This window comes from Rahnella sp. BIGb0603 (assembly GCF_024808755.1).
GTDB classification, from domain to species: Bacteria; Pseudomonadota; Gammaproteobacteria; order Enterobacterales; family Enterobacteriaceae; genus Rahnella; species Rahnella contaminans.
In genome coordinates this window covers 149,305-173,459 of record NZ_JANUEX010000009.1, presented here as the reverse complement: position 1 = coordinate 173,459, position 24,155 = coordinate 149,305, and the positions used below count along the sequence as shown (strand labels likewise).

At 52.3% G+C, this 24,155-nt stretch carries 24 protein-coding genes; 8 read left to right on the top strand and 16 right to left on the bottom strand.

Translation table 11 applies throughout. The features are described from left to right. Positions 1-48: 48 nt before the first annotated feature. Positions 49-684 (bottom strand): carbonic anhydrase, encoded by a 636-nt coding sequence (locus tag M2403_RS21285; protein ID WP_259230849.1) that lies wholly within the window; start codon positions 682-684, stop codon positions 49-51. Positions 685-905: 221 nt separating this feature from the next. Between M2403_RS21285 and msrA the strand changes: the two genes are divergently transcribed. Next, positions 906-1,448 (top strand): peptide-methionine (S)-S-oxide reductase MsrA, encoded by a 543-nt coding sequence (msrA, locus tag M2403_RS21280; RefSeq protein WP_259230847.1) that lies wholly within the window; start codon positions 906-908, stop codon positions 1,446-1,448. 40 nt (positions 1,449-1,488) lie between these two features. On the opposite strand, the gene M2403_RS21275 is transcribed toward msrA, so the two are convergent. From M2403_RS21275 to M2403_RS21250, 6 genes are all read right to left on the bottom strand, one after another. Further along, complete coding sequence (locus M2403_RS21275) at positions 1,489-1,794, bottom strand: hypothetical protein (protein WP_217152407.1); 306 nt, start codon at positions 1,792-1,794, stop codon at positions 1,489-1,491. A gap of 20 nt (positions 1,795-1,814) precedes the next feature. Further along, positions 1,815-3,080: a PTS sugar transporter subunit IIC gene (locus M2403_RS21270; protein WP_152327602.1), complete on the bottom strand. Its 1,266-nt coding sequence runs from the start codon at positions 3,078-3,080 to the stop codon at positions 1,815-1,817. A gap of 73 nt (positions 3,081-3,153) precedes the next feature. Next, positions 3,154-3,456 (bottom strand): PTS sugar transporter subunit IIB, encoded by a 303-nt coding sequence (locus M2403_RS21265; RefSeq protein ID WP_165060888.1) that lies wholly within the window; start codon positions 3,454-3,456, stop codon positions 3,154-3,156. A 65-nt stretch (positions 3,457-3,521) separates the two neighbouring features. Further along, the gene (locus M2403_RS21260; protein ID WP_259230845.1) at positions 3,522-3,965 is read right to left on the bottom strand and encodes a PTS sugar transporter subunit IIA; all 444 of its coding nucleotides are present in this window, start codon (positions 3,963-3,965) and stop codon (positions 3,522-3,524) included. Positions 3,966-4,170: 205 nt separating this feature from the next. Continuing rightward, positions 4,171-4,767: an AAA family ATPase gene (locus M2403_RS21255; protein WP_152327599.1), complete on the bottom strand. Its 597-nt coding sequence runs from the start codon at positions 4,765-4,767 to the stop codon at positions 4,171-4,173. After that, a complete protein-coding gene (locus tag M2403_RS21250) occupies positions 4,760-5,695 on the bottom strand; it encodes a tagatose-bisphosphate aldolase (RefSeq protein ID WP_165060896.1) in 936 nt (311 codons plus the stop codon). Before M2403_RS21250 ends, M2403_RS21255 begins: the two co-directional genes overlap by 8 nt. A gap of 233 nt (positions 5,696-5,928) precedes the next feature. Between M2403_RS21250 and M2403_RS21245 the strand changes: the two genes are divergently transcribed. Beyond that, entirely contained in the window at positions 5,929-6,861 is a 933-nt protein-coding gene (locus tag M2403_RS21245) for a sugar-binding transcriptional regulator (RefSeq protein ID WP_165060899.1), read from the top strand. A 231-nt stretch (positions 6,862-7,092) separates the two neighbouring features. Beyond that, positions 7,093-7,734, top strand: coding sequence for a hydrolase (locus M2403_RS21240; RefSeq protein WP_129953873.1), 642 nt, complete (start codon positions 7,093-7,095; stop codon positions 7,732-7,734). 20 nt (positions 7,735-7,754) lie between these two features. Here the strand turns inward: M2403_RS21240 and M2403_RS21235 are convergent, their stop codons facing one another. Then, entirely contained in the window at positions 7,755-8,663 is a 909-nt protein-coding gene (locus M2403_RS21235) for a LysR family transcriptional regulator (protein WP_259230841.1), read from the bottom strand. A gap of 201 nt (positions 8,664-8,864) precedes the next feature. On the opposite strand from M2403_RS21235, the gene cho reads away from it, so the two are divergent. Then, positions 8,865-9,716, top strand: a complete 852-nt coding sequence (gene cho, locus M2403_RS21230) for an excinuclease Cho (protein ID WP_152327594.1) — start codon at positions 8,865-8,867, stop codon at positions 9,714-9,716. A 67-nt stretch (positions 9,717-9,783) separates the two neighbouring features. Here the strand turns inward: cho and gorA are convergent, their stop codons facing one another. The 6 genes from gorA to M2403_RS21200 all read right to left on the bottom strand — a co-directional run bounded on the left by gorA (position 9,784) and on the right by M2403_RS21200 (position 16,674). Then, positions 9,784-11,136: a glutathione-disulfide reductase gene (gene gorA, locus M2403_RS21225; protein ID WP_152327593.1), complete on the bottom strand. Its 1,353-nt coding sequence runs from the start codon at positions 11,134-11,136 to the stop codon at positions 9,784-9,786. A gap of 176 nt (positions 11,137-11,312) precedes the next feature. Further along, positions 11,313-12,155 carry a 23S rRNA (adenine(2030)-N(6))-methyltransferase RlmJ gene (locus M2403_RS21220; protein ID WP_013573521.1) on the bottom strand — a complete coding sequence of 281 codons (843 nt, stop codon included), beginning with the start codon at positions 12,153-12,155 and terminating at the stop codon, positions 11,313-11,315. A 78-nt stretch (positions 12,156-12,233) separates the two neighbouring features. After that, positions 12,234-12,962 (bottom strand): GntR family transcriptional regulator, encoded by a 729-nt coding sequence (locus M2403_RS21215; RefSeq protein ID WP_165060902.1) that lies wholly within the window; start codon positions 12,960-12,962, stop codon positions 12,234-12,236. 106 nt (positions 12,963-13,068) lie between these two features. Further along, positions 13,069-14,106, bottom strand: coding sequence for an oxidoreductase (locus M2403_RS21210; RefSeq protein WP_259230838.1), 1,038 nt, complete (start codon positions 14,104-14,106; stop codon positions 13,069-13,071). Between the two features lie 25 nt (positions 14,107-14,131). Beyond that, the gene (locus M2403_RS21205; RefSeq protein WP_259230837.1) at positions 14,132-15,346 is read right to left on the bottom strand and encodes a PTS sugar transporter subunit IIC; all 1,215 of its coding nucleotides are present in this window, start codon (positions 15,344-15,346) and stop codon (positions 14,132-14,134) included. Beyond that, positions 15,343-16,674, bottom strand: a complete 1,332-nt coding sequence (locus tag M2403_RS21200) for a 6-phospho-beta-glucosidase (protein WP_259230836.1) — start codon at positions 16,672-16,674, stop codon at positions 15,343-15,345. The genes M2403_RS21205 and M2403_RS21200 overlap by 4 nt, the downstream gene beginning before the upstream one ends. Positions 16,675-17,012: 338 nt before the next feature. Here M2403_RS21200 and prlC point away from each other — a divergent pair, with 338 nt between their 5' ends. Continuing rightward, entirely contained in the window at positions 17,013-19,076 is a 2,064-nt protein-coding gene (prlC, locus tag M2403_RS21195) for an oligopeptidase A (protein ID WP_259230835.1), read from the top strand. Between the two features lie 9 nt (positions 19,077-19,085). After that, positions 19,086-19,832, top strand: coding sequence for a 16S rRNA (guanine(1516)-N(2))-methyltransferase RsmJ (gene rsmJ / locus M2403_RS21190; protein ID WP_259230834.1), 747 nt, complete (start codon positions 19,086-19,088; stop codon positions 19,830-19,832). A gap of 62 nt (positions 19,833-19,894) precedes the next feature. Here rsmJ and uspA read toward each other — a convergent pair whose 3' ends face one another. Beyond that, positions 19,895-20,335, bottom strand: coding sequence for a universal stress protein UspA (gene uspA, locus M2403_RS21185; RefSeq protein WP_014333460.1), 441 nt, complete (start codon positions 20,333-20,335; stop codon positions 19,895-19,897). Between the two features lie 337 nt (positions 20,336-20,672). On the opposite strand from uspA, the gene uspB reads away from it, so the two are divergent. Next, on the top strand, positions 20,673-21,008 hold the full coding sequence (uspB, locus tag M2403_RS21180; protein WP_152327585.1) for a universal stress protein UspB: 336 nt from the start codon (positions 20,673-20,675) through the stop codon (positions 21,006-21,008). Positions 21,009-21,117: 109 nt separating this feature from the next. On the opposite strand, the gene pitA is transcribed toward uspB, so the two are convergent. Continuing rightward, positions 21,118-22,623, bottom strand: a complete 1,506-nt coding sequence (pitA, locus tag M2403_RS21175; RefSeq protein ID WP_152327584.1) for an inorganic phosphate transporter PitA — start codon at positions 22,621-22,623, stop codon at positions 21,118-21,120. A 321-nt stretch (positions 22,624-22,944) separates the two neighbouring features. On the opposite strand from pitA, the gene M2403_RS21170 reads away from it, so the two are divergent. Continuing rightward, positions 22,945-24,153, top strand: coding sequence for an NAD(P)/FAD-dependent oxidoreductase (locus tag M2403_RS21170; protein WP_152327583.1), 1,209 nt, complete (start codon positions 22,945-22,947; stop codon positions 24,151-24,153). Positions 24,154-24,155: the final 2 nt, after the last annotated feature.

Genomic DNA, 24,155 nt, shown 5'->3' with positions numbered 1-24,155 from the left:
CCACAATATTCCGGATGATAATTAATTTTCCGGTATGCGAAAAATTAATTAACTGGCTCTGACTTCCGGATTATCTGACAGCGAAATAAAGCTGGCGCTCTTCGCATCAAATGCTTCGATACAGCCTGATTCAATATCGTAAACCCAGCCGTGCAGGGTCACTTCGCCTTTCGCTAATGCCACCGCCACGCAAGGATGCGTGCGCAGGTTGCTCAGCTGTGCGACCACATTCTGATGCACCATGCCGTTGACGCGCGCTTCCGGCGTGGCGTGTTCAGTGGCTTCGTTGATGGCTTTTGCCGCATCGGAATAACGCAGCCAGTGAGCTACCGCAGGCATGTGTTCCAGGCAGGTACAGTTGGCGATCGCGCCCATCGCGCCGCAGTTGGAATGCCCGCAGATCACGATATCTTTGACGCCCAGCGCCTTTACGGCGTACTCGACGGTGGCAGAAACGCCGCCCGGTTCCGGCCCGAATGGCGGCACAATGTTACCGGCATTACGGATAACAAACAGTTCGCCCGGTTCACGCTGCGTGACTAATTCCGGCACTAACCGGCTGTCAGAGCAGGATATAAACAGAGTCTTAGGATTTTGGTTTAATGCGAGTTCTTTGAATAACTTAGAGCGTTGCGGAAACGCTTCTTTCTGGAATCTGAGGAAGCCTTCAATTACGTCTTTCATAGGGGGAATTTCCTGTATTTCAATCGCAACGATACTGCCATGAAAAAAAATGCAGATCAATCAGACGGAAAATCACTACTCTTTATAAGGTAAATCAGTTTGCCTAAAATATTATAAATTTCAGCAATGAAGAATTTCATACGGCATTTTTTATTATCTTCTCTTTATCTCTGCGTGTTCCGCCCCCATTATTTCTCTGTCCCCTAAATCAAGGAGTCTGTATGACAATCGAATACGCTATCTTCGGTGGCGGCTGTTTCTGGTGTACGGAAGCGGTGTTCAAAGACGTCATCGGCGTGGAGTCGGTGGAAAGTGTTTACACGGGCGGCACGCGCCCGAACCCGACGTATGAGCAGGTCTGCACGGGCGTAACCGGTCATGCAGAAGCCATTCGGGTCGGTTTTGACCCGGCGAAACTCAGTTACGGCGATTTGCTGGATATTCACTTCGTCACGCATGATCCAACCCAGCTGAACCGTCAGGGAAATGATGTCGGCACGCAATACCGCTCGGCGATTTTCCCGGCTAACGAACAGCAAAAAGCAGAAGCGGAAGCAGCAATTCTGCGTGCGCAGCACGACCACAGTGATCCGATTGTGACCAGTATCGAACCGCTGGGCGAAGTGTACGTGGCGGAAGATTATCACCAGAATTACTGGGAAGGTGCCGGGCAGCAGAACCGCTATTGCATGGCGGTGATCCCACCGAAACTGCAAAAGTTGCGTAAGAGCTTTGCGCAACGGACGAAATCGCTGAATCAGTAAATGGCAGAAGCCAGAACCTTCGTTCTGGCTTTTTTCTGCCTCAGAAACCGTAGCGGATGGCATCCTTACTTTTTTGCATCAGCGCATCGATTTTCTCCGAATATACCTCCAGCCCCTGACCGTCACCGGCTTCCGAACACTGGCGTCGCCGCACGTTATAAGCTTTCATCAATTGCGCCTGTGCAAATCCCGGCTTGCCATAACAGGCCATACTTTGTTCCCAGCAGACAATGGCCGCGTCCAGATCCTGTTGTTCCTGAAACTGTTTTCCCAGTTCGTTCAGCGCTTTCGCCGAATCCTGTGGCGGCAGTTGCTGCGCTAAAATTTGTTCAATGCGTGTGTCCATAACCTTAACCTCCGGATCACTTAGTGGAAGAAGTTGAGAATGTGGCCGAATACCAGCCCGACGCTGATGACGTCCGAATCACTGAAGGTCACGTTCGAGAAACCGAACTTGCCGAGCAGCGGCAGTAAAAGAGCAGGCAGCAGGGTGATAAACAGGCCGTGGAAGATGCCGCCGATAATCGCGCCGCGCCGTCCGCCCACCGCATTACCGAAAATACCCGCCGTGCCGCCCGCGAAGAAGTTGGTCAGCATGCCTGGTAAAATCATCGCCAGCCCCAGACTCGGAAACAGGAACATGCCGATGACAGAACCGATGGTGGTGGAAATAAAACCGATGATGACGGCGTTCGGTGCGTAGGGGAAAAGCACCGGGCAATCGAGCGCCGGAATGGCGTTGGGCACGATGCGCAGGGCGATGCCACGGAATGCTGGCACGATTTCCGCCAGCAGCAGGCGTACACCGGAGAGCAGCACGTAAACGCCGACCACAAACTGAATGGATTGCAGGAACGAGTAGACCAGATAGTTAACGTTGTTGGCGAAAGGCGCGACGACTTCCGGCCCGGCGGCGATGGCGGGGATCAGGTAAATCGGGATCATCACCACCATCATCGACAGATAGGTGTCTTGCAGGAAGGAGAGTGCCTGCGGCAATTCGAGATCTTCGGTGCTTTTGTTGACGTTACCGGTGATTTTCGCCACGCCAGCCTGCACGATGTAACCGATAGTACAGAAATGGCCGAGCGCAAAGTCATCAGAGCCGGTAATTTTGCGCACAATCGGTTGTGCCAGCACCGGCATACCGACCGCCATCACACCGGCAATCACGCCGCCGGTAATGATCAGCTCCGCACCGCGCAGGCCGCCCATATAGCCGATAACGGAACAGACGGTCGCCATCCACAATGACGCCTGACCGGTGAGGAAGATATATTTAAAGCGGGTCAGACGGGCAATCAGGATATTGACGATAAACGCCAGAACCATAATTAATGCGGTTTCCCGCCCGAGCGTTTGTTGTGCGATACCGGCGATTGAACCGACGTCGGTGACCACGCCGCGCATATGAAAACCTTTCTGGAATATTTCGCCCAGGAAGGTCAGCGCATTGACAATAATACTGGCGCCGGAAAGTAAAACCAGAAATCCGAGCAGCGTTTTTAATGTGCCGGTAATAACTTGCCCCGGACTTTTCTTTAATGCAATCAGGCCAATCATGGCAATCAGCGAAATTAATATTGATGCCTGGCCTAATACATCATTGACAATAAAGTGAAGGAAAGACATAAGTGTCCCCTGTAGAGTTCACGGTAATTGTTCTGTAGATTTATACGTTCTGTGAGTCAAAACGTTATTATTATCAGATTGCCAGGTGACCCATTTCCTGAAGGACAGGCGTCAGCTTGGTTTTTATTTCATTTTTATCCACCAGGCGTTTGAGGTAAATAATATTGGCGCTGATGGTGTAATGCTGGAACTGTGATCTGAAGTTTTCGCCGGTCATAATAATGTCGGCTCTGGATGAGGTAGCGCTGGAAATATCGCAGTGCGATAAATCCGCCTCCACGCCTAAATCTTTCAGCGCGGCTTCAATACTCATTTCACAGGCAAAACTGCTGCCTAAACCCGCACCGCATACCGCAAGAATAGATAACTTTTTCATCACGTTTCCTTAGGTTCTTTGTAGGTGTTCATTAAGGGTTATGTTCGTCTCTCTACACTTCACGTCTAAAACTGCCGGATAATGTCTAAAGCTTCCTGCTTGTTTTTACTCAGTTTTAATTTTTTAGCCGCTTCATCATCGCAGAAAAGATGAGAGAGGCTGGCGATCATTTCAATGTGAGAATGGCTGTCAACGGCGGCCAGCGCGAAGATGACATAAACCGGATCATTATCTTCGCTGCCAAATTCAACGCCTTCTGAAACAATCACCAGAGAGAGTGCCGTTCTTACCACACCTTCTTCCGGCCTGGCGTGAGGCATGGCAATACCTTCTCCCAGCACATAATAAGGACCGATTTCGCGGTGCATATCATATATCGCCTGAAGATAGCGACTTTCGGCGGCGCCGGAATCAATTAAAGGCTGCACAGCTAATGCCACGGCACTTTTCCAGTCATCAATTTTGGTAATAATGGCGGTGTTACTTTCATTAATCCAGTCGCTTAACATAATACCTCTTCATATGAATAGGGTCTTTTCTCAGTATGATATTTATTTAAAATAAAAACTGTGATCTATCCAGTCCTGTTAGTCATCAATGAAAGATATTAATTTCAGGCGACGTGAAGGAATCAATGATAGTAGTGTATTAACAAGGTCCTGATATCAGAATTGGCTTACTTTTCAGTAAATGAATATTTCCTCATGGACGTATTTATTGAATCTGTGTATTGAAGGAATTCATTATCCATTCGTGAATACCAACAATATTAACAGGCTTATTTTGTCCAATAACATTCTGGTCAACACAATAAACTGGCCCTAACGTCATTGGTCGTGCATTTCCGGCGAGAATTTTTAATTCGGGAATATATTCTGCCCCGACGTGTCCGGGTAAACGTTCCCCGAGTCGTGAAGCAAAACGTTCCGCAGCGAGTTCTGCATCAATCTGACACCAGATTTCGAGAACCTGCGTGACGCCCGCCCGTTGCAGATAATCCTGCAACACCTCTTTTGGCTGGAAACCAAACCACGCATCGGCAATAAAGGTGCTGCCCTGCGGTGCGCCGCCGATGATATCCCAGATAACCTGATAACTTGCCAGCCCGAGCACGCGGTTAAAAGGGCGATCGACATTTTGCAGCCGCTGAAGAAACGGGTTTTTGATGCCATCAAGCGACAGTTGCAGCCAGCCGCTGTATTCAGAAAGCTCAACGGCGAGCCGGCTTTTACCTGACGCCGGGATCCCGTTTACCAGGATGACGCGTTTGCCGGTAAAGCCATTTCGTGAGGCGCTTCTGTTTTCAGACATGTTCCACCTGTTCAGTTTGGTTGCGGGTCGGGGCATGGAAATATTGCTGAATAACAGCCTGAAGTTCGTTCAGCCGCGGAACCGCCAGCGATTCGAGCCGGGATTTTGTCGCGCTGCGATCCAGCGAGATACAGTCTTTCCACAGAGAACGCCCGGCAATCACGCCTGATGCGCCTTCGCTCATGGCATCCGCCACTTGTTTGAGGAAGGTGGAATGATCTACGCCCGCGGAAAGCACCGCCCACGGCACGTCGCCGGCCAGTTTAGTGATGTTTGCGCAGGCCTGCTTTGAACCCGGATAAGGCAGTTTCAGCACCTTCGCGCCGCATTCCAGGCAAATCTTCGTGCCGCCATAAATCAGTGACGGGACTTTTTCTTTATATTCTTCCTCGGTTTCATTGTCGAGTTTATAGGTGAGGAACTCCACCACCAGCAGCAGGTCTTCGCGGGCGAAATCGTCAATGCACTGACGCAAAATATCGATGTTGTGACGGTTCGCCGCTTCCTGATCCGAACGCAGATACACCATGATTTTGCCGCCGGTCGCACCCAGTTCACGCACGCGCCGCGCATCAACGTTCGCCACCAGCCGTGACTGGCGGTAGCCTTCCGGTGAATTATCCCAGCCTGATGCATCAAGGCCAATCAGCAGGGCGGTGTCGCGGGCAATAATACCGTTGTCCACCAGCTGTGGCACGGCGCAGACCGGATCGACGAGAACACAGGACGCTTTACTGGCGAGATATTGGGTGATATCGGCTTTAATCAGCCCGAGCTCGTGTTCTGAAATGGCAGATTGTTGTTGCGGATCGCTGGCGAGCAGGCTGCGCATGGCACCGCGCTGGTCACAGGCGATCACCAGCATTGCGCCATTTTTGCCACAAATCTGCTGATAGCTGCGTAATTCTGAAGTAGACATTTTTGACATGGAACTCTCCTTTGCGTGAAATTTATTACAGATGAAAAAATCTCGATTACACTGGACGTTCTGTCTTTTCCCCCTGACGAAAAGGGGCGGAAAATCGCGTAACACGCCGTTTTACAAGGGTTGAAGCCCGATCCGGCACATTGCATTTTTACAGGTGTTGCGCAATAATCCCTCAATCGACGATTTGAGTGTAATTCATTACTGAAAGGAATTTCAAGCTGAAAGAGCCAATTTTGCAAGATATTGCAGCAACGCGTGCCATGATGCACCTGGTGGCCAAGCTGCATTACGAGTCTGATATGTCTCAGGTGGAGATTGCACGCAAGCTGGATGTGTCGACGGCAACCATCTCCCGGCTGCTGAATAAAGCCCGTGCGGCGGGGATTGTGCGCATTGAAGTAGTGGGATTATCTTCTCCTGAAGACATGACTTCAGACCTGATAAAACGTCTCGGACTGAAACATGCCTATGTTGTGGATGCGCCGCCGGGTAATGTGCTCGGCGCGCTGGCGACGCCGCTGGCTTCTCTTTTACAGGAAGCCGGTTTGGGTGCGGGATCGGTGTTGGGTATCGGCTGGGGCAGGGCGGTGCGCGAGGTGACGCTGGCCGGTATGCCGCGTCTGCCAGGCATTATGACCGTGGCGCTCAATGGCGGAATGCAGCAGTCTGCGCCGCATTTTCAGATCACCGAGTTCGTGCGTCGCGCGGCAGAACAGATGGAAGGCACGCCGTATTTTCTGCATGCGCCTTATATTTCTTCGGCAGAATTGCGTGATGCATTTCTCGCCGACCCGAGCGTGAAAGAAATTATTTCGCTGTGGGACCGCCTCGATGCAGCGATTGTCGGCGTGGGACTGACGCATACACCAAAACCGAGCGAATCCACCACCGCCACGCCGGGCGAACAGGCGCTCAGCGACGCGGCGGGCGATGTGCTGCGCCATTACTTCACTGAGTCCGGCGAGTTATTGCACTGGGAAGGCGAGGAGCGAATGATTGCGGCTTCGGTCGAACAACTGCGAAAAACGCCGCTGACCATTGGCGTGGCTGCCACGCCGGAAAAGGCCGCCGGGATTATCGGTGCAGTACGTTCGGGTATGATTAATTCGCTGGTCACCGACGTGAATACCGCGCAGGCTATTCTGGATAAACTGCCGGTGGCGTGACGGCCTGATTTTCAATAGAAGTTTTCAAAAAAGCGCAAAAGAAAAAGGCATTCCCGCCAGGGAATGCCTTTTTCTTTTGCGTCATTCCTGTCAAAAAAATCTGAACAAGTTGCCAAATTCTTTCCGCTATCTGCTTTTCATCTCCTGCCTTATTGTTAATTCCAGCAGCACAACAGCAAAACGTTAAATACAAACACGCACCCCAACAATGCACTCTGCGAGGAAATGAAAATGTCTAAATTCGATCTGCTCGACCCACAGAACTCCACTCTGATTTTCATCGACCATCAGCCACAGATGTCATTCGGCGTTGCAAATATCGATCGCCAGCAGCTTAAAAATAATACTGTCGCTCTCGCAAAAGCGGGCAAAGTTTTTAACGTGCCGGTGATTTACACCTCGGTCGAAACGGAAAGTTTCAGCGGTTATATCTGGCCGGAGTTACTGGCGGTACATCCTGATGTAAAACCGATAGAACGTACCTCGATGAACTCATGGGAAGATGCAGCCTTCGTGAAAGCAGTGGAAGCAACAGGACGCAAAAAACTGATTATCTCTGCACTGTGGACCGAAGTATGTCTGACGTTCCCGGCGCTGATGGCGCTGAAAGAGGGCTATGAAGTGTATGTGGTGACCGACACCTCCGGCGGCACCAGCGTAGATGCGCACGAACGTTCTATCGACCGTATGGTGCAGGCTGGCGCAGTGCCGGTGACCTGGCAGCAAGTGTTACTGGAATATCAGCGCGACTGGTCACGTAAAGAGACTTACGACGCGGTGATGGATCTGGTGCGTGAACACAGCGGTGCATACGGTATGGGCGTCGATTATGCCTACACCATGGTGCATAAAGCCCCACAGCGTAAGGCATGATAGCCGAAATTACAGCCCGGTTATTCCGGGCTATAAACGGTATTTATCCCCTCGAAATCCTGTAAATTCTCCCGCCACCACATTGCAGCGTTGCCGGTGGCGTTTTCGTTCCAGGCCATAAAAGCCTGATCGCGGCGCGTCTGGGTATCAAGACGGCGCTCCACCAGCGCTCCGCTTTCAAGGTGAGGTGCAGCCAGATAACGGGGCAGATAGCCGCAACCCAGCCCGGCGATTTGGGCATGAACTTTGGCATTAAAGTCATGAACGCTGATCATCTTCTGCTCATCAAGTACGCGCAAATCTGCGCCTGTGCTGTGGCGGGACGTATCGTGAACCACTACCGCGCGGTACTGGCGGATTTGCTCGCGCACCAGCGGCTCCGGCATCGAGGCGAGCGGGTGATGCGGGGCAACGGCAAACACATATTCCAGCCAGCCGATAGGGCGATATTCAATGCCGCTGCGCGTGAGTGGCTCCTGAACTGCCCCGAACAGGATATCGGCTTCGCCATAACTGAGCGCTTCCCAGCAACCGGCGAGCACGTCGTGGCGGAATAATAGTTGGGTATGCTGATGCTCTGCGTAAAAACGGTCTATCAGCGGCGTAAGCAGCGCGAAGGGCACGGAAGCATCCAGGCTGATGGTCAGTTTGCTCTCCCAGCCGCTTTCAACATATTGCGCCTGCTGTTCCAGCTCACTGACGGCACGCAGCAGCACGCGGCCTTTATCCAGCATCAGACGACCGGTGGGGGTGAAGGTGGCGCGATGGCCTGAGCGATCCAGCAGTTTGATATTGAGATCACTTTCCATTTTCTGCACGGTGTAACTCAGTGCGGAAGCCGTTTTAAACAGTCTGGCAGCCGCTGCGGCAAAGGTGCCGTGACGGTCTAACGCGTCAAGGATCAGCAGCGCTTCAAGGCTTAATCGCATTTATTTTCCCACCCCATAATGGTTGAACGCCGGACAATCATTTCCGGTAGCAATGGCTGCTCCATTTCGTCTTGTTTACAGTTATAACGCAACAAATAGTTAACCAGAGGTTGATGACTGTATGCATTACCAGTATCATTCGTCTGTTTTTTATACGGCATTTTTATTGTTAAAGTTAGCAGAGAAAACAGGTCAGCCAATTTGTGGAATCCCGAAAAAGCGCTTTTTACCGAGCTCTACCAGTACCCTGAACATCTTCGTCATACCTTAGAAAATCTACCCGGCAGCAGCGGTGTCTATATTTTTTACGGCGACGATAACGCCTTTCCGCTGTATATCGGTAAAAGCGTGAATATCCGCAGCCGCGTGATGTCGCACTTTCGCAATCCTGCTGAAGCCAAACTTCTGCATATGACCCGCGATATCGAACACATCGAAACAACCGGTGAGATCGGAGCATTGTTGCTGGAATCTGACCTGATCAAAACCCGGCGTCCGTTGTTTAACAAACGCCTGCGCACCGCCCGCAAGCTGTGTTCCATCCGGCTTCAGGGATTAAGTGCGCAAATTGTCTTTAGTGATGACGTGGATTTTTCTCACAGCGAAGATCTGTTTGGCCTGTTTAAAACGAAAATGTCGGCAATCGAGAAAATCCGCGATATCGCCGATCAGGAAAAGCTGTGTTACGGCGCGCTGGGGCTGGAAAGACTGACGAAAAACCGCGCTTGTTTCCGCTTTTCACTGGGCAAATGCGCGGGCGTTTGTTGTGGTAAAGAAACGCCTGAGGCGCATCAGGAACGTCTCAGAAATGCGCTCAGTACCCTGAAAATCCGCAGCTGGCCATATCCTGGTCGGATCGCTATCGTCGAAGAAGCCAGCGGCCAGACGGATTATCACGTCATCAATCACTGGTTCTATCTGGGCACGGTCAAAACGCTGGAGGCTGCGAAAGCCTTTGATATTGCCGTTCCGCACTTTGACCGCGACAGTTATAAAATTCTCTGCAGGCCGATGTTCGAGACGGACAGTTCGAAAGTGATTTTGCTGGACTGACTGCAATAAAAAAGGCTGCCAACCGGCAGCCTTTCAGTGCATTGCGTCACTGCGCAATGCCCGCGAATTAACGCATAGTCACAAACTCTTCCGCACCGGTCGGGTGGATAGCGACGGTGTTGTCGAAGTCTTTCTTGGTTGCGCCCATTTTGAGTGCGACCGCGAAGCCCTGCAACATTTCGTCCATGCCGTAGCCGATACCGTGAATGCCGACGATTTTCTCTTCCTTACCGACGCATACCAGTTTCATGCGGCACGGCTGACGGTGCTGCGTGACAGCGGTGTACATCGCGGTAAATGCGGATTTGTACACTTTTACGTTGTCTTCGCCGAACTGCTCTTTCGCCTGCGGTTCAGTCAGGCCGACCGTGCCGATTGGCGGGTGGCTGAACACGACGGTGGCGATGTTGCTGTAATCCAGATGTTCTTCCGGTTTGTTGTTGAACAGGCGCTCGGAAAGACGACGGCCTGCTGCAACGGCCACGGGTGTCAGTTCAACCGCACCGGTGTTATCGCCCACTGCATAAATACCTTTTACGCTGGTATTCTGGAACTTATCGACGACGATATACCCTTTTTCGTTGGTTTTCACGCCGGTCGCTTTCAGGTTGAAATTGTCGGTTTCCGGTTCGCGGCCAATCGCCCAGACCAGGCTGTCGACTTCAAATTCTTGACCGTTTTCCAGTTTCAGCGTCAGGCTGCCGTCGGCATTTTTTACCACTTCTTTCGGAATGGATTCTTTATGCAGCGCCGGGCCTTCGGTTTCCATCACTTCCACCAGCGTTTCGACAATCAGCGGATCGAAAGTACGCAGCGGCGCGTGTTTACGCACGAACAGGTGCGTTTCAGCACCCAGCGCGTTCATCACACCGGCGATTTCTACCGCGATGTAACCTGCGCCAACCACGGCAACGCGTTTTGGCATTTCTGTCAGATCAAAGAAACCGTCTGAATCGATGCCATATTCCGCACCCGGAATATGGGGGTGGCTCGGACGACCGCCGGTGGCGATCAGGATGTGATCCGCAGTGATCTTTTCACCGTTCACTTCAACGGTGTGATCGTCAACGAAGCGCGCGAAACCTTTGATCACGTCCACTTTATTTTTACCCAGTACGTTGTCGTACGAGGTATGAATGCGGTCAATGTAAGCGGTACGGTTGGCGACCAGCGTTTTCCAGTTGAAACTGTTTACGGTGGTATCAAAGCCATAGTCCGGGCCGTAGTTGCGGATCGCTTCAGCGATTTGTGCAGCGTGCCACATCACTTTTTTCGGGACACAACCCACGTTGACGCACGTGCCGCCCAGCTCTTTAGCTTCGATCAGCGCACATTTTTTCCCATACATGGCTGCACGGTTGATTGATGCGATACCGCCGCTGCCGCCGCCAATTGCCAGATAGTCATAATGTTTGGTCATCGGATTTTCCATGAGTTGTCAAAAATGAAGAACGCCATACCGGCGTCGCTAATCTTAAAAATTGCTTGTGAGTTTAGCGCGTGAATGCGTTTTGTCGCAAAGTTTGGATCGATGGCTGCAATAGGTTTGATAGCTGAGACCTTAGAAAAAGGTCTCAGCGAGGGGGAAATCTTTACTTACTCAGGGACAACCCAGTTAACCGTGGTGTGACCGGTGCCGGAAGGAACCAGCACTTTCAGCAGCCACGGCAGCACGTTATTCATCTGCTGCTCGAGTTTCCACGGTGGGTTAATCACGATCATGCCGGAAGCCGTCATGCCGCGCTGATCGCTGTCCGGACGCACGCCCAGTTCGATTTGCAGGATACGGCGGATACCCGTTGCTTCGAGGTCACGCAGCATTTTTTTGATTTGCTGGCGCATCACCACCGGATACCACAGCGCGTAAGTGCCGGTGGCAAAACGCTTGTAGCCTTCCTGAATGCCTTTTACCACGTCCTGATAATCGGTTTTCATTTCGTACGGCGGGTCCATCAGGATCAGCCCGCGGCGTGACGGCGGCGGTAACTGAGCTTTCAGCTGCTGATAACCGTCGGCACGCGCAACGCGGGTACGGTCATCTTTCTGGAATTCACTGCGCAGCAGCGGGAAATCGCTCGGGTGCAGTTCGGTCAGGTGCAGTTTGTCATCTTCACGCAACAGCTGACGGGCAATCAGCGGCGAACCCGGGTAATAACGCAGGTTTTCATTGCGGTTGAAGTGATTGACGACAGACATATACGCCGCCAGTTCTTCAGGAATATCATCACGTTGCCAGATGCGCGCGATACCTTCCAGATATTCGCCGGTACGTTCGGCGTGTTCGCCACTCAGCTGATAGCGCCCGGCACCCGCGTGGGTGTCGAGATAAAGGAAGGGTTTTTCTTTTTCTTTCAGAGATTCAATGATCAGGCTCTGAACGGTGTGTTTAAGGACGTCGGCATGGTTGCCGGCGTGAAAACTGTGGCGGTAACTCAACATAACTTTATCATTCCGGAGTGGCGTATTGCGGACAGTATAAACATTCGGCCTTCAAGTTGCCCGTAAAACGCCGCCATCTTACTTCCCGACCCAGCTGTTCTTAATTTTGAACATGTCTGCGCGGTTAAAACTGATGGAGTAATTGAAGGCTTTGCCGTCCTCCAGCTTGGTGACGCCGGAGACTTTCAGCATCGGGCTACCGGTTTCAATGTTCAGCAATGCGCAGAGCGTTTCGTCGAACAGCGCGGCCTCTATCACCGAATTATAGAATTTAATTTTCCGGCCCGTTTTGTTTTCAATATATTCATATAAAGACGCTTCCTGTAAAACGGCTTCTGGAATTGACGTTATGACAGCGCAGGGAATATACGAGTCTTCAATCAGCACCGGGATATTATCAACCAGCCGGATACGGCGGATATAATGAACGTCGTCATCCGGATGAATATCCAGCTGAGCGGCGATATATTCTCCCGCAGCGATTTTGTTCAACGTAATCAGCTTGCTGGAGACTTTAACCTGATTTTTAAATTCACGCGAAAAACCCAGAATAGAATCGCTGGTGCCGTTATTGAGCAAATAAACGTTATCTTCAATCACTTTGGTGACGTACATGCCTTTGCCGTGGATGCGCTCGATGAAGCCTTCCTGTTCAAGCATATGCATCGCTTTTTGCAGGGTGACGCGCGTGACGTCGTAGTGCGCCGCTAATTCCCGCTCAGAAGGGATTTTATCCCCGACACGATATTCTTTATTGAGGATCGCCTGTTTCAGGCTGTTTTTAATATCAATGTAACGGGCGGCCATGGCGTAACGCCTTCTTGCAGCGGTTTATTTTCGGGCAGTATAAACAGAACACGCAGAGGTGTCATCCGGGCGCGCCGCCGTGAAAAATGCGCGGCGCGCTGAGGGGCTAACGGAGTTTTATCAGCGCCGGAGCCGGTTGCTCAAAGGCGCGATGCAGAATTTCCATGGTGGTCATGACGTCCTGCTGCGAAATATAAGGCGGTTTTCTATGCACCAGCGTGGCGTAAACCGCGTCGTAAACGCGGCCATAATCGCCGGTACCGGCATTGACTTTTTCAGTGATAATTTCACCGCGTTCATTCTGATATTTCAGCAAGCCGAATTCTGACTCCTGCCCGAAATGAGGGCTGCCCGGCATTATTCCGGCTTTAAGACAGGTTTCCTGCTGGTCGATATTCAGTTTGATAAATGACCCGTTTTCACCGTTAACAATGAATTTCGGATAAGGCTGCATGACCAGATGGCTGCATTTCACGATCGCTTTGATATCGCCGTAATAAAGTTGCAATTCAAACGTATCGTCAGGGTTATTTTTATTCCTGACAGAGCGGATATCGTAATGCACGAATTCCGGTCGACCGAACAGGCTGACGACCTGATCGATAAGATGCACGCCCAACCCGTAAAATGCGCCATCGGTGAAATCACCGGGTGCGTCAGGCGCATCGGGACGGAAATAGTCGAAGTGGCTTTCGAACTCGACAATTTTCCCAAGCACGCCGCTGTCGATCACTTTTTTAGCGGCTAAAAAACAGCTGTCAAAACGGCGATTCTGGAATGGCGTGACTGTGAGGCCCTTTTCTGTGGCCAGAGCAAACAACGCCTGCGCTTCAGCCAGCGTGCGGGTAAACGGTTTTTCGACGATGACGTTTTTCCCGTGCTCCAGACACTGACGGGCGAAATTGTAGTGCGTTTCCGGCGGCGTACACAGCGTCACCAGCCGGATGCTTTCATCGAGCAGAATGTCGTTCAGGCTGTCGGTGAAATGAATGCCCTGATATTCGCTTTCGGCTTCCAGCGCCGGGCGGCGGGTCACATCGAAAATCGTTTTTACGCGAAACGTGTCGCGGCGCTGAAAAACGTAGGGCAAGTGATAACGCGTAGCGCTTTTGCCGAATCCTATAAATGCACTGTTTATCGTCATGATAATAGACTCCCTGTATGAAGGTTTATGCACTGACCTGTGCCACTTTTGCCGGGATTTCGGCTGTTTCAGCCGCCAGTTGTTTCTTTTCCAGCAAACGGAAGAAGGGATAATAAATGATTGTCGAAATAATAATCATGACGCCTGACCAGATTGCCGCGGGAATATTTCCGCCAGTGGCGAAATAGGCATTCAGAAACGGCGGCATGGTCCAGGGGATCTGTAATACCGGGCGGCCAATAATATTAAATTCCATCAGGAAATAAGACATCGTACACAGCAGCATCGGCGTGACAATTAACGGCAACATCATCAGCGGATTGAAAACCATCGGCACGCCGAATATCACCGGCTCATTAATACAAAACAGGGACGGCGCAAAAGACATGCGGCCCAGCGATTTATAATAACGACTTTTCGACATCATCATCGCCAGCACCAAACCCATGGTCGCGCCGGAGCCGCCGGTACAAATGAAGAAGTTATAAAATCCTTCGGCAAAGATATGCGGGATCGGCTGATGGCTCAGATAAGCCTGCGTATTTTCGACAATGAATTTCAGGAAGATTGGCGCGGTAATACCGGATAACACGTTGGTGCCGTGTATTCCGCAACACCAAAGCAGTGAAATCAGAAACACCAGAATTAACATCCCCGGCAATGTCCCCAGGCCAATCACCAGCGGGCTGAGGATCATCGTGAAGAACGCGTTGATATCAAAGTGCAAAATCACCCTGACGAACCAGACCAGTGCCAGGCAGACAAACGCCGGGATCACGCTGACGAAAGACTGCAACACCGCAGGCGGCACACTTTCCGGTAGCCGGATATAGATTTTATGCTCAATGAAAAAGCGGATGATATATACCGTCAGTACCGACAAAATAATGGCGGAAAATAACCCCGACGCGCCGAGGTTATCGACGTTCAGCAGGTAATTATCATCGAGCTGCGCCATCAGAAAAACGGCGACGGTAATACCGCTGCACGTCAGCCCGTCGAGTTTGTAATGTTTTGCCAGGTTGTAACTGATGCCGATTGCGGAGATCAAACCAATAATGCCGAATGTGACGATAACCGGTACATTCAGCGCCGTACCAAAGGTGCCGAGATATTCCGTCCAGCCGGAAATAATAAACGGCAATGTCAGCGTGATGCCGTTTCTGACGGCGACCAGAATCACGTTTTCCCCGACTTTCACCAGACAGGGCACCACGCGGGATTCTAAAAACTTCATCATGATATTTCCCCCCCCTTGCCGGATTTGTACTGAGGCAGGAAAGGCCGGTTTACGGCCAGATATTCATCGAGAATTTTCCCGGCAATATCCACGGATGGGATCAGCGGATGCACCGACAGCGCCATTAATGCGGTGGAATAATCGCCGGTGACAGCGGCTTCAACGGTGAGTTCTTCAAACGCTTTAACGCTCTGGATCAGCCCGCGAACTTTCACCGGCAGGCGGCCATAAGCCAGCGGATGCGCGCCCTGACGGTCAATCATGGCGTTGGTTTCCACCACGCTTTCATCGTCCAGATCGCGCGTTGCGCCCCGGTTTGGCGTATTCACGACGTGGATTTCTTTTTTATCGTTATAAATTGAGCTGATGATGGAACAGGCCGTTTCCGAGTAATACGCGCCGCCGCGGCTTTCCAGCTCTTTCGGTTTGGACTCAAGCTGAGGATTTTTATAAATTTCAAAGAGTTTTCGTTCTATTTCTCGGGTTTGCTCGCCGCGTGTACCGTGCGCTTTACAGTCCTGAAGGCTGTGTTCGACCATTTCCCGGCTGAGATAAAAGTATTTCAGGTACGAGAGCGGAAACAAGCCGAGCGCACGGATAAAATCAGGCGGTAAGCCAATGTCCGGGACATTTTTTAACGAGCTGCCGCCCGCGCTTTTCGCCAGCATTTCAATAAATCCGGCGGTGACGTCCTGACCTTTTACCGCAATCTGATCGGCAAAAATCAGGTGGTTCAGCCCCATTACTCTGGCGTAAACGTCGCGGCGCTCAACGCCGTAAACGCCTGCAACTTCCATCATCATGTTGTTTGCGCCGCTGCAGATGCCCAGCGTTTTTATTGGGGAATATTTTTCGATGGCTTCCGTGACAATTCCGGCGGGATTGGTGAAGTTGATCAGCCACGCATCCGGGCAAAGCCTTTCCATATCACGGCATAAATCCAGCAGGACCGGAATGGTGCGCTGCGCTTTCATAAAGCCGCCCGCGCCGGTGGTCTCCTGCCCGAGAACGCCGTATTTCAGTGGAATGGCTTCATCGTGAATGCGTGCTTCCTGCTGGCCGACGCGTAACTGCGTGGTGACGAAATCCGCGTCAAACAATGCTTCGTTGCGGTTGGTAGTGAGGTGAACCGTCATCGGTAATCCTGATTTCTTCACCATGCGCTTTGCCAGTTCCCCGACAATTTTCAGCTTCTCCGCGCCCGCGTCGATATCCACCAGATAGTAATCGGTGACCGGCAATTCATCGTACCGGCGGATAAAACCTTCAATCAGTTCCGGCGTGTAACTCGATCCGCCGCCCAGCGTGACAATCTTGAGTTTTTTCATTTTCGTTTCTATCCATGATGTGATTTTTCGAGATAGCTTAACTGGCATATGCCAGATGAAAAATAGCACGATTAACCCTGCTGTAAATAAGGTTTACCTGACGGGCAGAACTCATGATGAAAAATGCGAGGCGGATCCAAATTGAGAGTGATGTTTGAGATGTGAGTTATTGATGCGGTTAATAACTTCTTCTGAGCCGACGAATTTGCCCGGCCCATTGATTTCGCCGCAACTTGACCGCATGTTAGAAGTTACGTCATCTTTAAGACGACCCGAATTCACGGCGTGGTGCGCCTCAGGCGCATCAAACCCACCCGAATTAACGAAGGACTGGCCCTATGACTGAACAGCAAAACGCGTCGAACAATCCGCTCTTAAAACCGTTCTCCCTGCCGCCTTTCTCTGCGATCAAACCCGAACATATCGTCCCTGCGATGCAATCTGCGATCGAAGAAAGCCGCCAGACGATTGAACGCGTGGTCGCTCAGGGCGCGCCTTATACCTGGGAAAATCTGTGCCAGCCGCTGGCGGAAAGCGACGACCGTCTGAGCCGTATCTGGTCGCCGGTCGGGCATCTGAACGCAGTCAAAAACAGCCCGGAACTGCGTGAAGCGTACGAGCAATGTCTGCCAATTTTATCTGAATTCAGCACCTGGACCGGGCAGCACGCCGGTTTGTATCAGGCTTATCGCGATTTAAAAGACAGCGAGCATTTCACTACGCTGTCCGTTGCGCAGAAAAAAGCGATTGATAACGCGCTGCGTGATTTCGAGTTATCCGGCATTGGTTTGCCGGTCGAAAAACAGAAACGCTACGGCGAAATTTCGGCGCGTCTGTCTGAGCTGGGTTCGACGTACAGCAACAACGTGCTCGATGCCACGATGGGCTGGAGCAAGCTGATTACCGATGAGGCCGAACTGAAAGGCCTGCCGGAAAGCGCACTGGCGGCGGCGAAAGCGCTGGCCGAATCGAAAGAACAGGAAGGCTGGCTGCTGACGCTGGATATCCCGAGCTATCTGCCGGTGATTACCTATGGCGAAAACCGTTCGCTGCGTGAAGAAATGTACCGCGCGTTCGGCACCCGTGCGTCCGATCAGGGCCCGAATGCCGGTAAGTGGGACAACAGCGAAGTGATGGCAGAGATTTTGTCGCTGCGTCACGAGCTGGCTCAGCTGTTAGGTTTTGATTCCTTCGCGGAGATGTCGCTGGCCACCAAAATGGCCGAAAGCCCGAAACAGGTGATTGATTTCCTGAGCGGTCTGGCGACGCGTGCCCGCCCGCAAGGCGAACGTGAACTGGCGCAGCTTCGTGCTTTTGCGAAAGAACATTTTGGCGTGGACGAAATGGAAGCCTGGGATTTGCCGTTCTACGGCGAAAAACAGAAACAGCATCTGTTCTCCATCAATGACGAGCAACTGCGTCCGTATTTCCCTGAACAACGCGCGCTGGAAGGGCTGTTCGAAGTGGTGAAACGCATTTACGGCATCACCGCCAAAGAACGCAAAGACGTGGAAACCTGGCACAAAGACGTGCGCTTCTTCGATTTGTTCGATGAATCCGGCGATCTGCGCGGCAGTTTCTATCTCGACCTGTATGCCCGCGAACACAAGCGTGGCGGAGCCTGGATGAACGATTACGTCGGCAGTATGCGTAAAGCCGACGGCAAACTGCAAAAGCCGGTCGCGTATCTGACCTGTAACTTCAACGGCCCGGTCGGCAATAAACCGGCGCTGTTTACGCACAACGAAGTTACCACGCTGTTCCACGAATTCGGCCACGGTTTGCATCATATGCTGACCCGCATCGACACGCCAGGCGTTGCCGGAATTGCCGGTGTGCCGTGGGACGCCGTCGAACTGCCAAGCCAGTTTATGGAAAACTGGTGCTGGGAGCCGGACGCGCTGGCGTTCATCTCCGGGCATTTCGAAACCGGCGAACCGCTGCCGAAAGAGATGCTGGATAAAATGCTGGCCGCGAAAAACTATCAGGCGGCGCTGTTTATTCTGCGTCAGCTGGAATTCGGTCTGTTCGATTTCCGTATGCATGCGGAATATGACCCGGCCAAAGGCGCGCAAATCCTGCAAACCCTGGCAGAAATCAAGAAGCAGGTTGCGGTTGTGCCGTCACCAAGCTGGGGACGTTTCCCGCACGCCTTCAGCCATATCTTTGCAGGCGGTTATGCGGCGGGTTACTACAGCTATCTGTGGGCGGAAGTACTGTCTGCTGATGCCTATTCCCGCTTCGAAGAAGAAGGGATTTTCAACCGCGAAACCGGGCAGTCGTTCCTGGATAATATTCTGTCGCGCGGCGGTTCCGAAGAGCCGATGGAGTTGTTCAAACGCTTCCGCGGGCGTGAGCCGCAACTGGATGCTATGCTGCGTCATTACGGTATCAAAGGATAATTTCTGCCTGTGAGCGTGTGTTTACTCTGTGAAGAAGGCGCCGATGAAGGCGCCTTATCTGTTCTGGCACAGCGCTGGAATCTGACGTCCGACCCGGATGCCATGATGGCGCTGGTGCTGACGCCTGAGCGTCTGGAATTACGCAAACGCGACGAGCCAAAACTCGGTGCCATTTTTGTCGATTTCGCCGGCGGCACGATGGCGCATCGTCGTAAATTTGGCGGCGGACGCGGTGAGGCGGTGGCAAAAGCGGTCGGCATCAAAGGCAGTTATCTGCCGGATGTCGTCGATGCCACCGCAGGTCTGGGCCGCGACGCGTTTGTGCTGGCCTCTCTGGGCTGCAAAGTGCGGATGCTGGAACGCAATCCGGTGGTGGCGGCTTTGCTCGACGACGGGCTGGCGCGCGGCTACCGTGATGCGGAAATCGGCCCGTGGCTGCGTGAACGCATGACGTTGCTGCATGCTTCAAGCCTGACCGCGCTCTCTGAGCTTTCGCCAAAGCCTGAAGTGGTGTATCTCGATCCGATGTATCCGCACAAACAAAAAAGTGCACTGGTGAAGAAAGAGATGCGCGTGTTTCAGGGGCTGGTTGGCCCGGACGAAGATGCCGATGGCCTGCTGGAACCTGCGCGCAGGTTAGCGACCAAAAGGATTGTAGTGAAACGCCCTGACTATGCGCCACCGATGGCGGACATCGCCGCGCAGGCTGCGGTTATCACGAAAAACCACCGGTTTGATATTTATACGCCGCTGTAAATCCCCATAAAAAAAGAGGTGCCACTGGCACCTCTTTCTCATCAACGCGCATACGTCGCGTCTTACGCTTCTTCTTCCTCGTCACGCAATGGCACGATCAGCATGTCGATATGGACGGTGTTGATCAGCTGGCGTGCGGAGGACATCAGCTTGCTCCAGAAATCCTGGTGGTGGCCGCACAGTACTAAATCCACGCCGTATTTGTTGATGGCATCGACCAGCACCTGGGCTAAATCACCGCTGCCGCTCAGGGTTTCTGAAATCGGGTAACCGGCGTTTTGCGAAAGCTCGTTCAGCGCGTGGTGCGTTTCTTCGGAAATACGTTTCTGCATGTCGCCCAGGTTCACGTCAATCAGGCCGGTGTAGAGGTCTGAATAGTTCACATCAACGTGGATCAGGGACACCTTGGCGTTATACGGACGCGCCATGGAAACCGCTTTCTCGACTAAAACTTTGCTCTCAGGTGAGAGGTCAACAGCAATCAATATGTGTTTGTAAGCCATAAGAAAACTCCTTCCATAAGTCAGTTAAAAGCTATATCAGCATCATGCGAATGTCATGACGTCAGTATAGCGCCAAAATGGTGAGACAAATCAAGCATACAGATCCCATTTCCTAATCTGACAATCTATAGATACAAATAATATGAACACTTACAGATTCGTTTCCTACACTCAATAATGCAGGCTTCTCCTGCTTTAGCATTCTTCTGTGATAAGAAAAGAGGGCGGGCGATGGTTGCCCGGGGGTGTGAAATCGCGGAAAGGCAGGGCGAAACGTCGGGTGTGCGGCAGATTTTGAGCGGCATTGCGCGGTGTCAGTTCGCCTTGAGGGGGAATCATGATCAGTCCCGTTGCGCTGTTTTGGGCTTTATGTTTTGTGTGTGTGGTGAATATGCTGCGTTATTACTCGTCTTTGCGCGCGTTGCTGGTGGTGCTGCGGGGCTGTGATCCGTTGCTGTATCAGTACGTGGACGGCGGGGGATTCTTTACTTCCCACGGCCAGCCCGGCAAGCAGATAAGACTGGTTCGCTATATTTATGCTCAGCGCTATGTTGAACATCACGACCCTGAGTTTATCCGCCGGTGTGAAAGAGTACGCGGCCAGTTTGTCCTGACGACATGTCTGGTTGGACTGATTCTTATCAGTATGATGGCCATGTTGATCTGGTACTGACACGTCTAAAATCGTTGCGAGGAAAGTGTGAAAAAGGGAATAAAAAAAGGCGACCGGTTCTGAGAACAAGGCCGCCTTTTTTACATCCGTGCCTGAGCACGCAGGTTTATCAGATAAGCTTCAGCGCAATCCAGTACAACACGCCGGAAAGAACAATCGACACGGGCAGGGTTAAAATCCACGCCATAGCGATGTTTTTCACGGTTTTAGACTGAACACCGCCGCCATCCACAATCATGGTACCTGCAACCGCAGAGGACAACACGTGCGTGGTGGAAACCGGCATACCGGTGTAACTGGCCACACCGATAGACACCGCTGCCGTCATCTGCGCAGACAGGCCCTGAGCGTAGGTCATGCCTTTCTTACCAATCTTCTCACCGATGGTGGTCGCAACGCGCTTCCAGCCAATCATGGTACCCAGCGCCAGCGCCAGCGCGACCGCGATGATGATCCAAATCGGGGCATATTCGACAGTTTGCAGAATGTCGGTTTTCAGCTCGCCGAGGAAGCGTTTATCCGCCGCGGAAGTTTCCGGCAGTTTAGCGACTTTATCGGCAGTATCAGAAACACACATTAGCAGGCGGCGCATGTGGCTGCGTTCTTCCGGTGCCAGATCGCTGTAAGACTGAAGATTAGTCAGCAGTGTCTGCGCACGGCCAATCGCATCAAGTGCGTGGCTGCTGTCGCAATGGAACACTTTTGTCTCATCGGCTGGTGCGATATTGACGTCCGGTGCAGGCACCAGAGGCGTCTGCGCCACAACGTGTGGCACCGCATCAACATGCTGCGAATAATACTGGCCGAGGTGCGTCACGGCGTCGCGGGTACGGGCAATGTCGTAACCGGTCGCGCTCATGTTCACCACGAAACCTGCCGGAGCCACGCCAATCAACACCAGCATGATCAGGCCGATACCTTTCTGACCATCGTTCGCACCGTGAGAGAAACTCACGCCGATTGCGGACAGAATAAGGCCAATACGGGTCCAGAATGGCGGCTTCTTCTTGCCGTCTTTCTTTTCACGTTCTGCCGGCGTCAGGTGGATACGGGCGTGTTTTTTATTCCCGCTCCAGTAGCGACGCAGCAGGAAAATCATGGTTCCCGCCATAATCATCCCGACCAGCGGTGAGACGATTAGTGAGGCGAAAATGCCAATCATTTTCGGGATGTTTAACGCATCAACCACTGACGTGTGGGTCATCAGCGCGTTAGTCAAACCCACGCCGATAATAGCGCCAATGAGGGTATGGGAGCTGGACGCCGGCAGACCAAAATACCAGGTGCCGAGGTTCCAGATGATCGCCGCCAGTAACATAGAGAACACCATGGCAAGGCCATGCGCGGAACCTACATTCAGCAACAAATCGGTTGGAAGTAAATGGACGATGGCATAGGCCACGCTCAAACCACCGAGCAGGACGCCAAAGAAGTTAAATACCCCTGCCATCACGACCGCTAATTGCGAACGCATTGCCCGGGTGTATATGACGGTTGCTACTGCGTTGGCCGTATCATGGAAACCGTTAATGGCTTCATAGAACAGAACAAACAGTAACGCGAGAATCAATAACGAACCGGTATGAATATCCAACCCGGCAAATAGATGCAGCATAATTGTTACGCCAGTTAGTGGTCATGAACGCCGCGCATTATCTGCGAGAACAGGGGGACGGGAAAAGGAAAATATGACATTTTTTTGACTAAAAACAGTTCAATATTTGGCGTTGTTTCAATTTATTTTTTATATATCAAAATCTTATTCCTCGTTTAGGCGCTGAAACATTTACTTACGACGTTCAGAAAACCACCTCTCCGGCTGGTTTAAGGGGCGTCTGTCCCTTACAATCCGCGTCGCAATGCGGCTAAAGCCCATTGGCACAGGGGGAAGCCCTGTCTAAAACGTAGCTGAAATTTCCGGTAAGAGAGGCCAAAAGTGGAACAGGTTGATGTGGTAGTCATTGGTGCGGGTGCGGCAGGCATGTTCTGTGCAGCGCAGGCCGGACAGGGTGGCTGCCGGGTTCTGCTGCTGGATAATGGCAAAAAAACCGGACGAAAAATTCTGATGTCGGGCGGCGGTCGCTGCAACTTCACCAATCTGTATGCCGAACCGGCTGCCTATCTTTCGGAAAACCCGCATTTCTGTAAATCCGCGCTGGCGCGTTACACCCAGTGGGATTTCATCGATCTGGTCAACCGCTACAACATCGCCTGGCACGAGAAAACGCTCGGCCAGCTTTTTTGCGATGATTCAGCGACACAAATTGTGGCGTTGCTGGATAAAGAATGTGAACGGGGGAATGTCGATGTGCGTCTGCGCAGCGAGATTTCAGACGTTCAGAAAACCGAAGATGGCTTTATTATCAAAGTGAATGGCTCAACTGTAAGTACTCACTCACTTGTGGTTGCCAGCGGCGGACTTTCCATGCCGGGGCTGGGCGCGTCGCCTTTCGGTTATCGTCTGGCCGAACAGTTTGGCCTGAAAGTGTTACCGACCCGCGCCGGTCTGGTGCCGTTTACGCTGCACAAGCCGCTGCTCGAGCATTTACAGACGCTTTCCGGCGTCTCCGTGCCCGCTGTGCTGACCGCGGAGGATGGCACAGTGTTCCGCGAAAGCATTCTGTTTACGCATCGCGGGATGTCCGGCCCGGCGGTTCTGCAACTTTCCAGCTTCTGGCAGCCTGGCGAGTTTGTGAGCGTTAACTTACTGCCTGATGTCGATCTGGCGGCGTTTCTCAATGCACAGCGGCAGGAACACCCGAACCAGAGCCTGAAAAATACGCTGGCGATGCAACTGCCTAAACGTCTGGTGGAATGTCTGCAAACGCTCGGGCAACTGCCGGACGTCACGCTGAAACAGCTGAACGTGCCGCAACAGGCCGAACTGGTTGAGCAATTGCAAAACTGGCAGGTTCAGCCGAACGGCACCGAAGGTTACCGCACGGCGGAAGTTACGCTAGGCGGCGTCGATACGCGCGAACTTTCCTCCAAAACCATGGCTGCGGCAAAAGTGCCGGGTCTGTATTTTATCGGCGAAGTCGTGGACGTCACCGGCTGGCTGGGCGGATACAATTTCCAGTGGGCGTGGAGCTCCGCCTGGGCGTGCGCGCAGGACCTGATTTCCCGACCGAAGGGCGCGAAATAGCC

Excerpts from the sequence above, each read along its gene's own strand:
- M2403_RS21215 (WP_165060902.1), bottom strand. The coding sequence starts at position 12,962 with ATGGCCGCCCGTTACATTGATATTAAAAACAGCCTGAAACAGGCGATC.
- pitA (WP_152327584.1), bottom strand. The coding sequence starts at position 22,623 with ATGCTGCATCTATTTGCCGGGTTGGATATTCATACCGGTTCGTTATTG.
- gorA (WP_152327593.1), bottom strand. The coding sequence starts at position 11,136 with ATGACCAAACATTATGACTATCTGGCAATTGGCGGCGGCAGCGGCGGT.
- msrA (WP_259230847.1), top strand. The coding sequence starts at position 906 with ATGACAATCGAATACGCTATCTTCGGTGGCGGCTGTTTCTGGTGTACG.
- M2403_RS21220 (WP_013573521.1), bottom strand. The coding sequence starts at position 12,155 with ATGTTGAGTTACCGCCACAGTTTTCACGCCGGCAACCATGCCGACGTC.
- M2403_RS21250 (WP_165060896.1), bottom strand. The coding sequence starts at position 5,695 with ATGTCAAAAATGTCTACTTCAGAATTACGCAGCTATCAGCAGATTTGT.
- M2403_RS21260 (WP_259230845.1), bottom strand. The coding sequence starts at position 3,965 with ATGTTAAGCGACTGGATTAATGAAAGTAACACCGCCATTATTACCAAA.
- uspB (WP_152327585.1), top strand. The coding sequence starts at position 20,673 with ATGATCAGTCCCGTTGCGCTGTTTTGGGCTTTATGTTTTGTGTGTGTG.
- M2403_RS21270 (WP_152327602.1), bottom strand. The coding sequence starts at position 3,080 with ATGTCTTTCCTTCACTTTATTGTCAATGATGTATTAGGCCAGGCATCA.
- M2403_RS21275 (WP_217152407.1), bottom strand. The coding sequence starts at position 1,794 with ATGGACACACGCATTGAACAAATTTTAGCGCAGCAACTGCCGCCACAG.
- M2403_RS21210 (WP_259230838.1), bottom strand. The coding sequence starts at position 14,106 with ATGACGATAAACAGTGCATTTATAGGATTCGGCAAAAGCGCTACGCGT.
- M2403_RS21285 (WP_259230849.1), bottom strand. The coding sequence starts at position 684 with ATGAAAGACGTAATTGAAGGCTTCCTCAGATTCCAGAAAGAAGCGTTT.
- M2403_RS21235 (WP_259230841.1), bottom strand. The coding sequence starts at position 8,663 with ATGCGATTAAGCCTTGAAGCGCTGCTGATCCTTGACGCGTTAGACCGT.
- M2403_RS21205 (WP_259230837.1), bottom strand. The coding sequence starts at position 15,346 with ATGATGAAGTTTTTAGAATCCCGCGTGGTGCCCTGTCTGGTGAAAGTC.
- uspA (WP_014333460.1), bottom strand. The coding sequence starts at position 20,335 with ATGGCTTACAAACACATATTGATTGCTGTTGACCTCTCACCTGAGAGC.
- prlC (WP_259230835.1), top strand. The coding sequence starts at position 17,013 with ATGACTGAACAGCAAAACGCGTCGAACAATCCGCTCTTAAAACCGTTC.
- M2403_RS21265 (WP_165060888.1), bottom strand. The coding sequence starts at position 3,456 with ATGAAAAAGTTATCTATTCTTGCGGTATGCGGTGCGGGTTTAGGCAGC.
- M2403_RS21200 (WP_259230836.1), bottom strand. The coding sequence starts at position 16,674 with ATGAAAAAACTCAAGATTGTCACGCTGGGCGGCGGATCGAGTTACACG.
- M2403_RS21240 (WP_129953873.1), top strand. The coding sequence starts at position 7,093 with ATGTCTAAATTCGATCTGCTCGACCCACAGAACTCCACTCTGATTTTC.
- M2403_RS21255 (WP_152327599.1), bottom strand. The coding sequence starts at position 4,767 with ATGTCTGAAAACAGAAGCGCCTCACGAAATGGCTTTACCGGCAAACGC.